Genomic DNA, 16,635 nt, shown 5'->3' with positions numbered 1-16,635 from the left:
TCAGCTATCCCATGTACGCCCCGCAGATTGTTAAACAATTTACCAGGCGTTAAGCGGCGATATTCTACTCGTCTCCCCTGCTTATCGCAAGGTGAGGCGTAATCACCGTCAAGCGTCGACCGGATATTCGACGACCAGACGACGCGGCGCTACGCGCCCTTCACCGTCCATTTCGCCCATACCGATAAACTTGCCTTCCTCACCTTCCGTCACGCGCACCAGGCCCTCAAGCGGTCCCCCCGCTGTGCGTACCGGGTTTCCGTTCTTAAAGTAAACGGACGATGTTAAAGGAAGATTAACAACCGGGAAGTCCGCCGCCGGGCTGTCCATCGGCATCAGCAGCGGATCCAGCAACTCTGCTGACGCGATTCCCTGCGCTTCTGCCTGTTCAACCAGCGCGCGCAGATGCTCAAGCGTCACCATGCGTTCGACCGGGTACGTGCTAACCGCCAGACGACGCAGATAGATCACGTGCGCGCCGCAGCCCAGCTTTTCGCCGAGGTCATCGATAATGGTACGAATGTAGGTCCCTTTCGAACAGTGGACCTCAAGCTCCAGCTCATCACCTTCATGGCGAATAAACAGTAGCTCATACACGGTAATCGGACGGGCTTCGCGCGGAACCTCAATGCCCTGACGCGCATATTCGTAGAGCTTCTTGCCCTGGTACTTCAGTGCCGAATACATCGACGGCACCTGTAGCGTATCGCCACGGAAGCTTTCCAGCGCCGCATCAAGCTGCTCTGCGCTGAAGGTCAACGGACGCTCTTCCACCACCTGACCATCCGCATCGGAGGTATCCGTGCGCTGGCCAAGCCGGGCAATCACGCGGTAGCGCTTGTCTGAATCCAGCAGATACTGGGAAAACTTTGTCGCTTCACCCAGGCAAATCGGGAGCATGCCGGTAGCCAGCGGATCCAGCGCGCCGGTGTGGCCCGCGCGGTTGGCGTTATAAATACGCTTTACTTTTTGCAGCACGTCGTTGCTGGATGCACCCTGCGGTTTATCCAGCAGCAGCACGCCATGCACGTCACGACCGCGACGACGAGGACGACTCATCAGTCCTCCTTGCTGTCGTCCGCCGGGTTAACACGACGCTCATCGTCATGTTTCACCACGCTGGTCACCAGGTTGGACATGCGCATACCTTCGACCAGCGAGTTGTCGTAGAAGAAGGTCAGCTCCGGCACGATACGCAGGCGCATCGCTTTGCCAAGCAGAGAGCGGATGAAACCAGAGGCTTCCTGCAGCGCTTTAATACCGTTCTTAACCGCGTCTTCATCCTGGTCGTTCAGGAACGTCACGAACACCTTGGCGTACGCCAGGTCGCGGGACATTTCCACGCCAGACACGGTGGTCATCATACCCACGCGTGGATCTTTGATTTCACGTTGCAGAATGAGTGCGATCTCTTTCTGCATCTCCTGCGCGACGCGCTGAGGGCGACCAAATTCTTTCGCCATAATAAATTCTCCAGACAAAAAAGGGGCTAAAGCCCCTTTTAAAATTATTGCCGGGTGGCGCGAGGCGATCCCGGCTTACGTCAGTCAATCTTCCGTTGACGAAGATTAAGCGATGGTACGCTGAATTTCGATGATCTCGAACACTTCGATCATATCGCCAACGCGAACGTCGTTGTAGTTCTTCACGCCGATACCACATTCCATGCCGTTACGGACTTCGTTAACGTCATCTTTGAAGCGGCGCAGGGATTCCAGCTCGCCTTCATAGATAACCACGTTATCACGCAGTACGCGGATTGGGTTGTGACGCTTGATGGTCCCTTCGGTAACCATACAGCCCGCGATCGCACCGAATTTCGGTGATTTGAACACGTCACGTACTTCAGCCAGACCGATGATCTGCTGTTTCAGCTCAGGAGACAGCATGCCGCTCATCGCCGCTTTCACTTCGTCGATCAGGTTATAGATGACGGAGTAGTAACGCAGATCCAGACTTTCAGCATCGATAACCTTACGCGCAGAAGCGTCAGCACGAACGTTGAAGCCAACCAGGATAGCGTTGGACGCTGCTGCCAGCGTGGCGTCGGTTTCGGTGATACCACCTACGCCAGAACCGATGATCTTCACTTTCACTTCGTCGGTAGACAGTTTCAGCAAGGAGTCGGAGATCGCTTCCACAGAACCCTGAACGTCCGCTTTCAGAACGATGTTCACTTCGTGAACTTCGCCTTCGGTCATGTTGGCGAACATGTTCTCGAGTTTAGATTTCTGCTGACGAGCCAGCTTAACTTCACGGAATTTACCCTGACGATACAGAGCCACTTCACGCGCTTTCTTCTCGTCACGAACGACGGTCACTTCGTCACCCGCAGCCGGCACGCCGGACAGACCGAGGATTTCCACTGGAATGGACGGACCGGCTTCCAGCACTTCCTGACCCAGTTCGTTACGCATCGCACGAACGCGACCGTATTCGAAACCACACAGAACGATGTCGCCCTTGTGCAGAGTACCTTCGCGAACCAGAACGGTTGCAACCGGACCACGACCTTTATCCAGGAAGGATTCGATCACCGCGCCGCTAGCCATACCTTTACGAACCGCTTTCAGCTCCAGAACTTCAGCCTGAAGCAGGATAGCGTTCAGCAGGTCGTCGATACCGGTACCCGCTTTTGCAGATACAGGGATGAACTGCGCTTCACCGCCCCACTCTTCCGGCATAACGCCGTACTGGGACAGTTCATTCTTCACGCGATCCATATCGGCTTCTGGCTTATCGATTTTGTTGACCGCAACAACCAGAGGTACCTGCGCCGCTTTCGCGTGCTGGATAGCTTCAATGGTCTGTGGCATCACGCCATCGTCGGCAGCAACAACCAGTACAACGATATCCGTTGCCTGAGCACCACGAGCACGCATTGAGGTAAACGCTGCGTGGCCCGGGGTATCCAGGAAGGTGATCATGCCGTTTTCAGTTTCTACGTGGTAAGCACCGATGTGCTGGGTAATACCACCCGCTTCGCCGGAGGCAACCTTAGTAGAACGAATGTAGTCAAGCAGAGAGGTTTTACCGTGGTCAACGTGACCCATGATGGTTACAACCGGTGCACGCGGTTCAGCCGCTGCGCCTGTGTCACGGTCGCTCATTACTGCTTCTTCCAGCTCGTTTTCACGACGCAGGATAACTTTGTGGCCCATCTCCTCGGCAACCAGCTGTGCGGTTTCCTGGTCGATGACCTGGTTGATGGTGGCCATTGCGCCCAGCTTCATCATCGCTTTGATGACCTGAGAGCCTTTAACCGCCATCTTGTTAGCCAGTTCGCCAACGGTGATGGTTTCGCCGATCACAACGTCACGGTTAACGGCCTGAGCTGGCTTCTGGAAGCCCTGCTGCAGAGCGGAACCTTTACGCTTACCGCCTTTACCACCGCGAACCGCTGCGCGAGCTTCTTCACGGTCAGCTTTAGATTCAGCGTGCTTGTTACCTTTTTTCGCAGGACGCGCCGCTTTTGTACTGCGAGTACGGCCACGACCACCTTCAACTTCACGGTCGTTATCGTCTTCTGCCTGGCGCGCATGCTGAGAAGTGGTTACGTGATAATCGCTGTTGTCTTCAGTTGGTTCAGCGGTATTCACACCGTTCTTCTCGTTTTCTTCTGCCATGCGACGCGCTTCTTCGGCGACGCGGCGAGCTTCTTCTTCAAGCTTGCGGCGGGCTTCTTCTTCCGCTTTACGCTTCAGCTCGGCAGCTTCATTTTCACGGCGGGCTTTTTCAGCCTGGGCAGTTTTGGTCATTTCGTCGGTCTGTTGATTGCTCACTTTGTCTTTTTCCGCAGCGTCACGCTTCGCTTTTTCACCGGCGTCGCGTTTCGCTTTTTCTGCGGCCTCACGTTCAGCTTTTAATTCTGCTTCACGTTTGGCAGTGGCTTCTGCCTCACGCTGAGCTTGTTCTTCCGCTTCACGCTGTGCCTGCTCTTCCGCAGCAAGGCGTTCTGCCTCTTGCGGATCACGTTTTACAAAGGTGCGCGTCTTGCGGACTTCAATTTGTACCGATTTGCTTTTGCCACCGGTACCAGGGATGTTCAACGTGCTACGCGTTTTGCGCTGCAGCGTTAACTTGTCAGGCGTAGAGCCGTGTTCACGGTTCAGGTGCGCTAACAAGGTTTGTTTTTCTTGCGCGGTCACCGAGTCATCAGCGGCCTTCGGGATCCCTGCATCAGCAAATTGCTGTACCAGGCGGTCCACGGAGGTCTGAATCTCAGCAGCCAGCGATTTTACAGTTACATCAGTCATGCTGTTCCTTCCTGCTACAGTTTATTACGCTTCGTCGCCGAACCAGCAAATATTACGTGCGGCCATGATGAGTTCGCCGGCTTTCTCGTCGGTTAAACCTTCGATATCGGCCAGGTCATCAACGCCTTGCTCAGCGAGATCTTCCAGCGTACAAACACCACGGGCAGCCAGCTTGAACGCAATCGCACGATCAAGACCTTCCAGATTCAGCAGGTCATCAGCCGGCTTCTTATCGCCAAGGCTTTCTTCCTGAGCCAGTGCCAGGGTGGTCAGTGCGTTTTTAGCGCGTTCACGCAGGGCTTCAACGGTTGGTTCATCCAGACCGTCAATTTCCAGCAGCTCTTTCATTGGCACGTAGGCCAGTTCTTCCAGCGTAGAGAAACCTTCTTCAACCAGCACAGTGGCGAAGTCTTCGTCAATGTCCAGGTATTTGGTGAAGGTATCGATCGCCGCGTGGGCTTCAGCCTGATGCTTGGCCTGCAGGTCATCAACGGTCATCACGTTGAGTTCCCAGCCGCTCAGCTGTGACGCCAGACGTACGTTCTGACCGTTACGGCCAATCGCCTGCGCCAGGTTGCCCGCTTCTACAGCGATATCCATGGTGTGTTTGTCTTCGTCAACCACGATAGACGCCACATCAGCCGGTGCCATTGCGTTGATCACGAACTGTGCCGGGTTGTCGTCCCACAGAACGATATCAATGCGCTCGCCGCCCAGTTCGGTAGAAACCGCCTGAACACGTGCACCACGCATACCGACGCAAGCACCGACCGGGTCGATACGCTTGTCGTTGGTTTTCACCGCAATTTTCGCACGGGAACCCGGATCGCGGGCCGCCGCTTTGATTTCGATAACTTCTTCGCCGATTTCCGGCACTTCAATACGGAACAGTTCAACCAGCATTTCTGGTTTAGAACGGGTCACGAACAGCTGTGCGCCACGCGCTTCAGGGCGTACGGCATACAGCACACCACGGATACGGTCGCCTGGGCGGAAGTTTTCACGCGGCAGCATGTCTTCGCGCAGGATCACGGCTTCTGCGTTCCCCGGCATCCCTTCGGATTTGATCTCCAGAGAGATGTTGTCGCGGTTCACTTTCTTCACCACGCCGGTGATGATTTCGCCTTCCTGATCGCGGAACTGATCGACAACCAGCGCGCGCTCGGCTTCGCGAACTTTCTGCACGATAACCTGCTTCGCGGTCTGGGTGGTGATACGGTCGAAGGTGACAGATTCAATCTGATCTTCAACGTAGTCACCCACGTTCAGACTTTCGTCTTCAAAACGTGCCGCTTCCAGGGTGATCTCTTTGGTCGGCTGGGTCACTTCTTCAACGATTACCCAACGACGGAATGTATCGAAGTCACCGCTTTTACGATCGATTTCTACGCGAACATCGATCTCTTGTTCGTATTTTTTCTTGGTTGCTGTAGCCAGTGCACTTTCCAGCGCTTCGAAAATCTTCTCACGCGGCAGTGATTTCTCGTTGGAGACGGCTTCAACAACAGCCAAAATTTCTTTGTTCATCGCGGGCTTTTCACCTCAATCCAGACTGTTAAAAGTGGGGAACCAGGTTCGCCTTCTGGATATTACTCAGCGCGAACACTTCATCTTTGCCTTCGACTGTAACCGTGATCATTTCACCATCAACGGCTTTGATAATTCCCTGCCATTTACGGCGGTTCTGTACGGCCATACGCAGAACGAGAGCCACTTCTTCACCGGTAAAGCGCACATAGTGCTCGGCCGTGAACATCGGGCGATCGAGGCCAGGTGAGGAAACTTCCAGGTTGTACGCAACGGTAATTGGGTCTTCAACGTCAAGAACCGCACTCACCTGGTGGCTAACATCAGCGCAATCATCAACATTGATGCCATCTTCACTATCAATATAGATGCGCAGCGTCGATGTGCGGCCGCGAACGAATTCGATGCCGACCAGTTCGTAGCCCAGTGCTTCGACCGGTGCAGTAATCATCTCTGTTAATTTTTGCTCTAATGTGGACAAGCCCACCCCCAAGACATAAAAAAAGGGCGTAAAGCCCAGTTATTCTGTAGTCAGATAACAAAAAACCCCGATAAATCGGGGCTTTAGATAACTGAACCCTATAGCCACAACTGTGGCCTGGAGCACTCTCCGAAAGAATTTTTTCAAATCCAGCTACGAAGGCTCTAAGTCTTCACAGTATATTTGAAAAAGAACTTTATGGGAAAGTGGTTGCGGGGGCCGGATTTGAACCGACGACCTTCGGGTTATGAGCCCGACGAGCTACCAGGCTGCTCCACCCCGCGCCTGAAACGTGGCAAATTCTACGCGTTTTGGACAGAATTTGCAAATAATGCTGGGATTTGGTACCGAAGACGGGACGTAAAATCGGCGTTCAGTATATTGATAGTTGACCCCACCTGTCAACCCAACATCTGCCAGGGCAATCAAAGGGAAATTTTGACAAAAAACGCACGCGTCTCTTTCGGTCATCGATAAAAGATGATTAAATGAATACTCACTTATTTTGCATAAACATGCATCGAGAGCGAAAGCGGTCTCTTATCAGTCAATCAAGCAGGGTTTTATTATATGACGACGATTCTCAAGCATCTCCCGGTAGGACAACGTATTGGCATCGCTTTTTCTGGCGGCCTGGATACCAGCGCTGCACTGCTGTGGATGCGCCAGAAGGGAGCGGTTCCTTATGCATATACAGCGAACCTGGGTCAGCCGGACGAGGAAGATTATGACGCGATCCCTCGTCGTGCCATGGAATATGGCGCAGAGAACGCACGTCTGATTGACTGCCGTAAGCAGTTGGTTGCAGAAGGTATCGCCGCTATCCAGTGCGGTGCATTCCATAACACGACCGGCGGCCTGACCTATTTCAACACCACCCCGCTGGGCCGGGCAGTCACCGGTACCATGCTGGTTGCCGCCATGAAAGAAGATGGCGTGAACATCTGGGGTGACGGTAGTACCTATAAAGGCAACGATATTGAACGCTTCTATCGTTATGGCCTGCTGACCAACGCCGAGCTGCAGATTTACAAGCCGTGGCTGGATACCGACTTCATCGACGAGCTGGGCGGCCGTCATGAAATGTCCGAATTTATGATTGCCTGTGGTTTTGACTACAAGATGTCCGTTGAAAAAGCCTATTCAACCGACTCCAACATGCTGGGCGCAACGCACGAAGCGAAGGATCTGGAATTCCTGAACTCCAGCGTAAAAATTGTTAACCCGATCATGGGCGTGAAGTTCTGGGACGAGAGCGTGAAGATCCCGGCAGAAGAAGTGACCGTGCGTTTCGAACGCGGTCATCCGGTTGCCCTGAACGGCAAAACCTTCTCTGACGATGTTGAGCTGATGCTTGAAGCAAACCGCATCGGCGGTCGTCACGGTCTGGGTATGAGCGATCAGATTGAAAACCGTATCATCGAAGCGAAAAGCCGTGGCATTTACGAAGCTCCGGGGATGGCGCTGCTGCACATCGCTTATGAGCGTCTGCTGACCGGCATTCACAACGAAGACACCATTGAACAGTATCACTCTCACGGTCGTCAGCTGGGCAAACTGCTGTATCAGGGCCGCTGGTTCGATCCGCAGGCGCTGATGCTGCGTGATGCCCTGCAGCGCTGGGTGGCCAGCGCGATTACCGGCGAAGTGACGCTGGAACTGCGTCGCGGTAACGATTATTCCATCCTGAATACCGTGTCTGACAACCTGACCTATAAAGCAGAGCGTCTGACCATGGAGAAAGGTGATTCTGTATTCTCCCCGGACGATCGTATTGGTCAGCTGACCATGCGTAACCTGGACATCACCGATACCCGTGAGAAGCTGTTCAACTACGTTGAGAACGGACTACTCTCTGCAAGCTCGGGTAACGGTCTGCCGCAGGTTGAGAACCTGGAACATAGCGATAAGAAGTAACGCTCACAAAAAATGCAGAAGGCGCCTGATGGCGCCTTTTTTATTGGGGCTTGCACAGGTCCGGTAAGCGCGGCGCCACCAGGCGAACAAATACCAGACACGATCTACAGACGAAAAAAAAGACGTCTTGCGACGTCTTTCTTCTGGAATATTGGTACCGAGGATGGGACTCGAACCCACAAGCCCGTTAGGGCACTACCACCTCAAGGTAGCGTGTCTACCAATTCCACCACCTCGGTACGGAATACTTACTGCGGGATATCGCTGGTCGGCTTAGCCGGTGCAGCTGGCTGAGTTTGCTCAGTTTTCGCTGGCGCGCTCAGGTTTTCCCACTCGCTTCCTTTACTGGTCTTGTTGCTGTTGATATTGCCCAGCACCAGACTGATGATGAAGAACAGCGTAGCCAGAATCGCCGTCGTGCGGGTCATGAAGTTCGCAGAACCACTTGAACCGAACAGCGTACCGGAAGCGCCTGCTCCGAAGGAGGCTCCCATATCAGCGCCTTTACCTTGCTGCAGCATAATCAGCGCTACGAGAGCGATGGCTACAATAAGGAAAATAACTAAAAGAGCTTCGTACATAATCAACCTGTTCCTTGCGGATTTGCCGCATACCAATGCTTCGACCAATTAGCAGGATTTTGTTTCCCACTGAAGCGGGTGTGAATACTAACCAAAGCGAATCACCTTCGCAAGGGCATTTTCGACGCATTGTATCAACTGCGGAAAAAAACAGCAAAAAGCCATTTATTGCTTAAAACGAAGGCGGCAAACGCCGCCTTTTTAAACACTTATTCTGAAAAATTATGCAGCTTTAACGGCGTCCGCAATGCGGTGAGCAAATTCAGTCACCTGCGCTTCGTCTTCACCTTCCACCATCACGCGGATCAGCGGCTCAGTACCGGACTTACGCAGCAGGACACGACCACGGTTACCGAGGGCAGCCTCAACGTCTGCCATCACTGCTTTGACGTTATCATTTTCCAGCGGATCGCCTTTACCCGCGGTGAAACGCACGTTCACCAGGATCTGCGGGAACATTTTCATGCCGCTGCAAAGATCGTGCAGGCTCATATGGTTACGCGCCATCGCGGCAACAACCTGAAGCGCCGCCACAATGCCGTCGCCGGTGGTGGTTTTGTCGAGCAGGATCACGTGACCGGAGTTTTCCGCGCCGATACGCCAGCCTTTCTCCTGGAGTTTTTCCAGCACGTAGCGGTCACCCACTTTCGCGCGCACGAACGGGATCCCCAGCTGCTTCAGCGCCAGCTCCAGACCCATGTTGCTCATCAGCGTGCCAACCGCACCGCCGCGCAGCTGACCCTGACGCAGGCCTTCACGGGCAATAATGTAGAGGATCTGATCGCCATCGACCTTGTTGCCTTCATGGTCAACCATGATCACGCGGTCGCCGTCGCCGTCCAGGGCAATACCCAGATCGGCTTTTTCGGCCAGCACGCGCGCCTGCAGGGCACGAACGTCGGTTGCCCCGACTTCTTCGTTAATGTTCAGGCCATCCGGCTCGCAGCCGATGGTAATCACTTTTGCGCCCAGCTCGCGGAAAACATTCGGCGCAATGTGATAAGTCGCACCGTTTGCACAGTCCACGACAATTTTAAGGTCTGCCAGGCTCAGTTCGTTCGGGAAGGTGCCTTTGCAAAACTCGATGTAGCGGCCCGCAGCATCAACAATGCGATTGGCTTTACCCAGCTCAGCGGAGTCAACGCAGGTGATCTCTTTTTCCATTTCCGCTTCAATCGCCTCTTCCACGTCATCCGGCAGCTTGGTGCCGTCGATGGAGAAGAATTTGATACCGTTGTCGTAGAACGGGTTATGAGAAGCCGAAATAACGATACCGGCCTCGGCACGGAAGGCGCGGGTCAGATACGCAACAGCAGGGGTAGGCATTGGCCCCGTAAAGGAAGCTGAAAGCCCCGCCGCTGCCAGCCCGGCTTCCAGCGCAGACTCCAGCATATAGCCTGAAATACGGGTATCTTTACCAATAATGATTTTACGGGAGCCATGACGCGCCAGTACTTTACCTGCAGCCCAGCCCAGTTTCAGGACAAAATCAGGTGTGATTGGCGCGTCGCCTACGCGCCCGCGGATGCCATCGGTGCCAAAATATTTACGATTACTCATAGCGTTTATTTCCCTTCGCTGCCAGTGTGGCTTCCACCACGCGCATGGCCTCTACTGTTTCTTTTACGTCATGGACACGAATTATATGCGCGCCCTGCATTGCGGCTATCACCGCGCAGGCCAGACTGCCGCTCAGGCGTTCGCCCGGCCCGACATTCAACAACTGCCCAATCATCGATTTTCTCGACATCCCTACCAGCAGCGGCAGGCCGAACTGATGAAACTCTGACAGGCGCGCAAGCAACGCGTAATTGTGAGAGAGATTTTTACCGAAACCGAAGCCCGGGTCGAGTAGCAATTTCTCTTTTGCGATACCCGCACGTTCACAGCGTGCGATGTGTTCAGTAAAGAAGCGGCTGACGTCGGCAAACACATCTTCATATTTTGGCGCTTCCTGCATCGTCTTAGGCTGTCCCTGCATATGCATCAGACACACCGGCAGCCCGGTTTCCGCAGCGGCTTCGAGAGCGCCAGGCTCGGTCAGAGAGCGGATATCATTGATAATGTGAGCGCCCACTCTCGCAACTTCGCGGATCACCTCAGGCTTGGAGGTATCTACCGAGATCCACACTTCGAAGCGCTGAGCGATAGCTTCTACCACCGGCACCACGCGCGCCAGCTCCTCTTCCACCGAAACATCCGCCGCGCCAGGACGCGTTGATTCACCGCCAACGTCAATGATGGTGGCCCCCGCGTTGATCATCAAATTCGCGTGCTTAACCGCGTCGATGAGCGAGTTGTGCGTGCCGCCGTCAGAGAAGGAATCAGGCGTGACGTTCAGGATCCCCATCACATGGGGATGTGAAAGGTCGAGATGCGAGTCCTGGGCGAATAGTTTCATGACGAAATCCCTGGTATAGATATGGTTTAACAGATAAGAAAAACCCCGGAGCAAGCTCCAGGGTTTGAGGTACAGACAAACGCTTCAACAGTCGTGCTTACTTGTCGCCCAACTGCTCTGACATGGTGTTACCCGGGTTCGGCGTACGCGGTTCATCGACCGGACGCGGCGCACGCGGGGTGCCGTTGTTGTCAGAATTATTGGAAGCACCTGGGTCTTCCCAGCCTGCTGGCGGACGCACTTCGCGGCGAGCCATCAGGTCGTCAATCTGCGGTGCATCGATGGTCTCATATTTCATGAGCGCATCTTTCATCGAGTGCAGGATGTCCATATTGTCGTTCAGGATCTGACGAGCGCGAGCGTAGTTACGTTCAATCAGCGCTTTCACTTCCTGGTCGATGATACGAGCCGTCTCATCGGACATATGCTTCGCTTTCGCCACAGAACGGCCCAGGAATACTTCACCCTCTTCCTCTGCATACAGCAGCGGACCGAGTTTGTCGGAGAAGCCCCACTGCGTCACCATGTTACGCGCCAGGTTCGTCGCCACCTTAATATCGTTCGACGCACCGGTGGAAACATGTTCCGCACCGTAGATAATCTCTTCTGCCAGACGACCACCGTACAGGGTTGAAATCTGGCTTTCCAGCTTCTGACGGCTGGCGCTGATCGCGTCGCCTTCAGGCAGGAAGAAGGTCACACCCAGCGCACGACCACGTGGAATAATCGTTACCTTGTGTACCGGATCGTGTTCCGGCACCAGGCGACCGATAATGGCGTGGCCTGCTTCGTGGTATGCCGTGGACTCTTTCTGCGCTTCCGTCATCACCATGGAGCGACGTTCCGCACCCATCATGATTTTGTCTTTCGCTTTCTCGAATTCCACCATTGATACCACACGCTTGTTGCCGCGAGCGGCGAACAGTGCGGCTTCGTTGACCAGGTTAGCCAGATCGGCACCGGAGAAGCCCGGCGTACCACGCGCAATGATTGCCGCGTCGATGTCTGGCGCCAGCGGTACGCGACGCATGTGCACTTTCAGAATCTGTTCACGACCACGAACGTCCGGCAGACCGACCACAACCTGACGGTCGAAACGGCCTGGACGCAGCAGCGCAGGGTCGAGTACGTCCGGACGGTTAGTTGCCGCGATAACGATAATACCTTCGTTACCTTCGAAGCCGTCCATCTCAACCAGCATCTGGTTCAGGGTCTGCTCACGTTCATCGTGACCACCGCCCAGGCCTGCGCCACGCTGGCGGCCAACGGCGTCGATTTCATCGATAAAGATGATGCACGGCGCTGCCTTCTTGGCCTGTTCGAACATGTCACGCACACGAGATGCACCGACACCGACAAACATTTCAACGAAGTCAGAACCTGAAATAGTAAAGAACGGCACCTTCGCTTCACCCGCGATGGCTTTCGCCAGCAGGGTTTTACCGGTACCCGGAGGGCCAACCATCAGCACGCCTTTCGGGATCTTACCGCCCAGCTTCTGGAAACGGCTCGGCTCGCGCAGGTATTCAACCAGCTCACCTACCTCTTCTTTTGCTTCGTCACAGCCTGCAACGTCAGCAAAGGTGGTCTTGATCTGATCTTCCGTCAGCATACGCGCCTTGCTCTTACCGAACGACATGGCACCTTTGCCACCGCCGCCCTGCATCTGGCGCATAAAGAAGATCCAGACGCCGATAAGAAGCAGCATCGGGAACCAGGAAATGAAGATAGAAGCCAACAGGCTTGGTTCTTCTGGCGGCTCGCCTACCACTTTGACGTTTTTGGTCAGAAGGTTATCAAGCAGCTTAGGATCGTTCACCGGGATGTAAGTCGTGTAACGGTTACTATCTTTCTTGGTAACGTTGATCTCACGTCCGTTGATACGCGCTTCGCGAACCTGGTCCTGATTGACCTCCTGCAGGAAGGTAGAATAATCCACCTTGCGGCCATTCGACTCGCTGGGCCCAAAGCTCTGGAATACTGACATCAGCACAACGGCAATGACCAGCCAGAGTATTAGGTTTTTCGCCATGTCACTCAAGGGATTAACCTCATATTACAACTGTGTTAAAAACAGCGTCAGGATACTCTATATCCAGTTTCATTCAAACTTTCGCCTGAAATCTACCGGTTATCATTTTCGCCCGGTCGCTACAATATACACTTCTCGGGAACGGGCCCGGGAAGAGTCCGGCTTACGAACTTTGACCTTCGCAAACAGGGAGCGAATTTCCTTAAGATACTCCTCGAAACCTTCGCCCTGAAACACCTTCACAACAAAACTACCACCAGGCGCTAGTACATCACGACACATTTCTAACGCTAGCTCCACCAGATACATGGCGCGGGGGATATCCACCGCCGGTGTTCCGCACATATTTGGTGCCATATCCGACATGACAACCTGGACCTTACTGTCACCTACACGATCAAGTAACGCTTTAAGCACTAATTCATCACGAAAGTCGCCCTGAAGGAAGTCGACACCGACAATGGGATCCATTGGTAAAAGATCGCATGCGATGATTCGGCCCGTTCCGCCGATCTGCGTTACCGCATACTGGGACCATCCGCCAGGTGCCGCACCGAGGTCGACCACGGTCATTCCCGGTTTAAAAAGTTTGTCACTTTGCTGTATTTCATCAAGTTTAAACCAGGCGCGGGAACGCAACCCTTTTTTCTGCGCCTGTTGAACATATTTATCGCTAAAGTGTTCCTGAAGCCAGCGGCTGGAACTGGCAGAACGCTTTTTACCTGTCATTTAACATTTCCGTCCTGGTTCATCGTTGCTTGCCTGTGACGTAAATTTCTACGCAGCTATTTGGCGATAGAAGGGAGATGGCGGTAGAATGAACCGTTTTCAATCCCAACGTAAGCAAAAATATACGATGAATCTGAGTACTAAACAAAAACAGCACCTTAAAGGTCTGGCACATCCGCTCAAGCCTGTAGTGATGCTTGGCAACAATGGTTTGACCGAAGGGGTGCTTGCCGAGATTGAACAAGCGCTGGAACACCACGAGCTGATCAAGGTGAAAATCGCCTCTGAAGACAGAGACACTAAAAACCTGATCGTGGAAGCCATCGTGCGCGAAACCGGCGCCTGTAATGTACAGGTCATCGGTAAAACGCTGGTGCTCTATCGCCCATCTAAAGAGCGTAAAATCTCGCTGCCACGCTAAGGATATCCTGAATCGAACACATTTTGTGTGTGAAACGAGGGATTTCTTTCAGCAGGCGAGCAAAATGCCATGCTCCTTGAGTTGATAAAAGGCCGCTATGCGGCCTTTTTCTTTTCTTTACAATGTATCAACATCTTAGTAGAGAAGCGAATTACAGGTATTCTACCTTAATAATTTCGTATTCCACTTCACCGCCGGGCGTGCGGATGGTGACCACATCGTCCTGTTCTTTGCCAATCAGGCCGCGAGCAATCGGTGAATTCACTGAAATCAGATTCTGTTTGAAGTCTGCTTCATCATCCCCCACGATGCGATAGGTCTGCTCTTCGTCGTTATCGAGATTCAGGACGCTAACGGTAGAACCAAAGATCACGCGGCCATTGTTTGGCATTTTAGTGATATCGATTACCTGTGCATTGGACAGTTTCGCTTCGATATCCTTAATGCGCCCTTCACAGAAACCCTGCTGCTCACGCGCCGCGTGGTATTCAGCATTTTCTTTCAGGTCGCCATGTTCACGCGCTTCCGCGATAGCGGCGATGATTTCAGGGCGACGTACGGACTTCAGAAAATCCAGCTCTTCGCGCAGTTTTTCGGCACCACGTAAGGTCATCGGAATAGCTTGCATTTGTTATACCTCTTAAACATTCCTGTTGGGAGCAGTGTTCCCTGCTCCAGCCCACCTGAACAGGCCAGAAGCAAAAAGAAAACCGACCCGGGAGCAACGCCCCAGGTCAGCAGCAATTTTTCAATTTGATACGTATTTTACCGCGAAGTTCACTATGGGTCATCGTTTACTTTACGGTGCCATGCACCGTAGTATGACGGTTTGTTTTCGGGTTGTTAGCGCGAGATTATGCGATTTTCCAGTTTTATCATCGGATTGACTACCAGTATAACGTTCACCGTTCAGGCCGCGAATGTTGAAGAGTACATTAATCAGCTGCCCGCTGGCGCGAACCTTGCCCTGATGGTGCAGAAGGTTGGCGCGCAGGCTCCCGCAATTGACTATCACAGTCAACAGATGGCGCTGCCTGCCAGTACCCAGAAGGTGATCACCGCCCTCGCCGCCCTGCTCCAGCTCGGGCCAGACTTCCGTTTTATCACCACCCTTGAAACCAAAGGTAACGTCGAGGACGGTGAACTGAAAGGCGATCTTATCGCCCGTTTTGGTGGCGATCCCACCTTTAAGCGCCAGGATGTCCGCAACATGGTGGCGGCGCTGAAAAAATCCGGCGTGACAAAAATCGATGGCAACGTGCTGATCGACACCTCTATTTTCGCCAGCCACGATAAAGCGCCGGGCTGGCCGTGGAACGACATGACGCAGTGCTTTAGCGCCCCGCCAGCCGCCGCGATCGTCGACCGTAACTGCTTCTCCGTCTCGCTTTACAGTGCGCCAAAACCGAACGATTTAGCCTTCATCCGCGTTGCGTCCTACTATCCGGTCACGATGTTCAGCCAGGTTCGTACGCTGGCGAAAGGCTCACCGGAGGCACAATATTGCGAGCTGGACGTGGTACCGGGCGATCTTAACCGCTATACGCTAACGGGATGCCTTTCCCAGCGCGCTGACCCCCTGCCGCTGGCCTTCGCCATTCAGGACGGCGCAGGGTATGCCGGCGCGATTTTCAAAGACGAACTCAAGCAGGCGGGCATAACCTACACCGGAACGCTGCTGCGCCAGACGCAGGTGAACGAGCCAGGTACGGTGATCGCCAGCAAGCAGTCCGCGCCACTGCATGATTTGCTTAAGATTATGCTGAAAAAGTCGGATAACATGATTGCCGACACGGTGTTCCGCATGATTGGACACGCACGCTTTGGCGTGCCGGGTACCTGGCGTGCGGGTTCTGATGCCGTGCGCCAGATCCTGCGCCAGCAGGCGGGTATCGATCTGGGCAATACGATCGCCGTCGATGGGTCCGGCTTATCGCGCCATAACCTGATTTCTCCGGCCACCATGATGCAGGTGCTGCAGTACATTGCGCAGCACGACGCTGAGCTAAACTTTATTACGATGCTGCCGCTTGCGGGGCACGATGGCTCCCTTCAGTACCGCGCGGGGCTTCACGCTGCGGGCGTGGATGGCAAAGTGTCAGCCAAAACCGGCTCCCTGCAAGGGGTATACAACCTTGCTGGTTTTATTACGACAGCCAGCGGGCAACGCATGGCATTTGTGCAGTATCTTTCCGGCTATGCCGTCGAACCGGCCGACCAGCGCAATCGTCGTATTCCACTGGTACGCTTCGAAAGCAGGCTCTATAAGGATATCTACCAGAATAACTAG

The 16,635-nt window shown here is 53.8% G+C and carries 14 protein-coding genes and 2 tRNA genes; 3 read left to right on the top strand and 13 right to left on the bottom strand.

The window, feature by feature from the left end; all coding sequences use genetic code 11:
* Window positions 1-108 precede the first annotated feature (108 nt).
* From truB to MOQ06_RS01510, 6 genes are all read right to left on the bottom strand, one after another.
* Complete coding sequence (gene truB, locus MOQ06_RS01535) at window positions 109-1,059, bottom strand: tRNA pseudouridine(55) synthase TruB (RefSeq protein ID WP_242170192.1); 951 nt, start codon at window positions 1,057-1,059, stop codon at window positions 109-111.
* Window positions 1,059-1,463: a 30S ribosome-binding factor RbfA gene (gene rbfA / locus MOQ06_RS01530; RefSeq protein ID WP_003861793.1), complete on the bottom strand. Its 405-nt coding sequence runs from the start codon at window positions 1,461-1,463 to the stop codon at window positions 1,059-1,061. The genes truB and rbfA overlap by 1 nt, the downstream gene beginning before the upstream one ends.
* 105 nt (window positions 1,464-1,568) lie before the next feature.
* Window positions 1,569-4,256: a translation initiation factor IF-2 gene (gene infB / locus MOQ06_RS01525; RefSeq protein ID WP_022649517.1), complete on the bottom strand. Its 2,688-nt coding sequence runs from the start codon at window positions 4,254-4,256 to the stop codon at window positions 1,569-1,571.
* Window positions 4,257-4,280: 24 nt separating this feature from the next.
* Window positions 4,281-5,783: a transcription termination factor NusA gene (nusA, locus tag MOQ06_RS01520; protein ID WP_014885374.1), complete on the bottom strand. Its 1,503-nt coding sequence runs from the start codon at window positions 5,781-5,783 to the stop codon at window positions 4,281-4,283.
* Window positions 5,784-5,811: 28 nt separating this feature from the next.
* Window positions 5,812-6,264 (bottom strand): ribosome maturation factor RimP, encoded by a 453-nt coding sequence (gene rimP, locus MOQ06_RS01515; RefSeq protein WP_014833432.1) that lies wholly within the window; start codon window positions 6,262-6,264, stop codon window positions 5,812-5,814.
* A 207-nt stretch (window positions 6,265-6,471) separates the two neighbouring features.
* Window positions 6,472-6,548: transfer RNA gene (locus tag MOQ06_RS01510), tRNA-Met, on the bottom strand.
* Between the two features lie 286 nt (window positions 6,549-6,834).
* Between MOQ06_RS01510 and argG the strand changes: the two genes are divergently transcribed.
* Window positions 6,835-8,181: an argininosuccinate synthase gene (gene argG / locus MOQ06_RS01505; protein WP_193355882.1), complete on the top strand. Its 1,347-nt coding sequence runs from the start codon at window positions 6,835-6,837 to the stop codon at window positions 8,179-8,181.
* A 152-nt stretch (window positions 8,182-8,333) separates the two neighbouring features.
* On the opposite strand, the gene MOQ06_RS01500 is transcribed toward argG, so the two are convergent.
* From MOQ06_RS01500 to rlmE, 6 genes are all read right to left on the bottom strand, one after another.
* Window positions 8,334-8,420: transfer RNA gene (locus MOQ06_RS01500), tRNA-Leu, on the bottom strand.
* A gap of 9 nt (window positions 8,421-8,429) precedes the next feature.
* The gene (gene secG, locus MOQ06_RS01495; RefSeq protein WP_003861803.1) at window positions 8,430-8,762 is read right to left on the bottom strand and encodes a preprotein translocase subunit SecG; all 333 of its coding nucleotides are present in this window, start codon (window positions 8,760-8,762) and stop codon (window positions 8,430-8,432) included.
* Window positions 8,763-8,984: 222 nt separating this feature from the next.
* The gene (glmM, locus tag MOQ06_RS01490) at window positions 8,985-10,322 is read right to left on the bottom strand and encodes a phosphoglucosamine mutase (protein ID WP_148418327.1); all 1,338 of its coding nucleotides are present in this window, start codon (window positions 10,320-10,322) and stop codon (window positions 8,985-8,987) included.
* Window positions 10,315-11,163, bottom strand: a complete 849-nt coding sequence (gene folP, locus MOQ06_RS01485) for a dihydropteroate synthase (protein WP_193355881.1) — start codon at window positions 11,161-11,163, stop codon at window positions 10,315-10,317. Before folP ends, glmM begins: the two co-directional genes overlap by 8 nt.
* Before the next feature lie 97 nt (window positions 11,164-11,260).
* The gene (gene ftsH, locus MOQ06_RS01480) at window positions 11,261-13,195 is read right to left on the bottom strand and encodes an ATP-dependent zinc metalloprotease FtsH (RefSeq protein WP_003861810.1); all 1,935 of its coding nucleotides are present in this window, start codon (window positions 13,193-13,195) and stop codon (window positions 11,261-11,263) included.
* A 102-nt stretch (window positions 13,196-13,297) separates the two neighbouring features.
* Complete coding sequence (gene rlmE / locus MOQ06_RS01475) at window positions 13,298-13,924, bottom strand: 23S rRNA (uridine(2552)-2'-O)-methyltransferase RlmE (RefSeq protein ID WP_003861812.1); 627 nt, start codon at window positions 13,922-13,924, stop codon at window positions 13,298-13,300.
* A gap of 127 nt (window positions 13,925-14,051) precedes the next feature.
* On the opposite strand from rlmE, the gene yhbY reads away from it, so the two are divergent.
* Window positions 14,052-14,345, top strand: a complete 294-nt coding sequence (gene yhbY / locus MOQ06_RS01470) for a ribosome assembly RNA-binding protein YhbY (RefSeq protein WP_003861814.1) — start codon at window positions 14,052-14,054, stop codon at window positions 14,343-14,345.
* 151 nt (window positions 14,346-14,496) lie between these two features.
* On the opposite strand, the gene greA is transcribed toward yhbY, so the two are convergent.
* Window positions 14,497-14,973: a transcription elongation factor GreA gene (greA, locus tag MOQ06_RS01465; protein WP_006812122.1), complete on the bottom strand. Its 477-nt coding sequence runs from the start codon at window positions 14,971-14,973 to the stop codon at window positions 14,497-14,499.
* A 228-nt stretch (window positions 14,974-15,201) separates the two neighbouring features.
* On the opposite strand from greA, the gene dacB reads away from it, so the two are divergent.
* Entirely contained in the window at window positions 15,202-16,635 is a 1,434-nt protein-coding gene (gene dacB / locus MOQ06_RS01460) for a serine-type D-Ala-D-Ala carboxypeptidase (RefSeq protein ID WP_242170186.1), read from the top strand.

Origin of the sequence: Enterobacter sp. I4, assembly GCF_022669095.1 — a bacterium.
Classification (GTDB): domain Bacteria; phylum Pseudomonadota; class Gammaproteobacteria; order Enterobacterales; family Enterobacteriaceae; genus Enterobacter; species Enterobacter pasteurii.
The sequence above is the reverse complement of the archived record's forward strand: the minus strand, read 5'-3'. Positions and strand labels throughout refer to the sequence as shown.

Coding starts and splice junctions, on each gene's coding strand:
- ftsH (WP_003861810.1), bottom strand. CDS start 13,195: ATGGCGAAAAACCTAATACTCTGGCTGGTCATTGCCGTTGTGCTGATG.
- secG (WP_003861803.1), bottom strand. CDS start 8,762: ATGTACGAAGCTCTTTTAGTTATTTTCCTTATTGTAGCCATCGCTCTC.
- rbfA (WP_003861793.1), bottom strand. CDS start 1,463: ATGGCGAAAGAATTTGGTCGCCCTCAGCGCGTCGCGCAGGAGATGCAG.
- infB (WP_022649517.1), bottom strand. CDS start 4,256: ATGACTGATGTAACTGTAAAATCGCTGGCTGCTGAGATTCAGACCTCC.
- folP (WP_193355881.1), bottom strand. CDS start 11,163: ATGAAACTATTCGCCCAGGACTCGCATCTCGACCTTTCACATCCCCAT.
- nusA (WP_014885374.1), bottom strand. CDS start 5,783: ATGAACAAAGAAATTTTGGCTGTTGTTGAAGCCGTCTCCAACGAGAAA.
- dacB (WP_242170186.1), top strand. CDS start 15,202: ATGCGATTTTCCAGTTTTATCATCGGATTGACTACCAGTATAACGTTC.
- greA (WP_006812122.1), bottom strand. CDS start 14,973: ATGCAAGCTATTCCGATGACCTTACGTGGTGCCGAAAAACTGCGCGAA.
- rlmE (WP_003861812.1), bottom strand. CDS start 13,924: ATGACAGGTAAAAAGCGTTCTGCCAGTTCCAGCCGCTGGCTTCAGGAA.
- truB (WP_242170192.1), bottom strand. CDS start 1,059: ATGAGTCGTCCTCGTCGTCGCGGTCGTGACGTGCATGGCGTGCTGCTG.
- yhbY (WP_003861814.1), top strand. CDS start 14,052: ATGAATCTGAGTACTAAACAAAAACAGCACCTTAAAGGTCTGGCACAT.
- glmM (WP_148418327.1), bottom strand. CDS start 10,322: ATGAGTAATCGTAAATATTTTGGCACCGATGGCATCCGCGGGCGCGTA.
- argG (WP_193355882.1), top strand. CDS start 6,835: ATGACGACGATTCTCAAGCATCTCCCGGTAGGACAACGTATTGGCATC.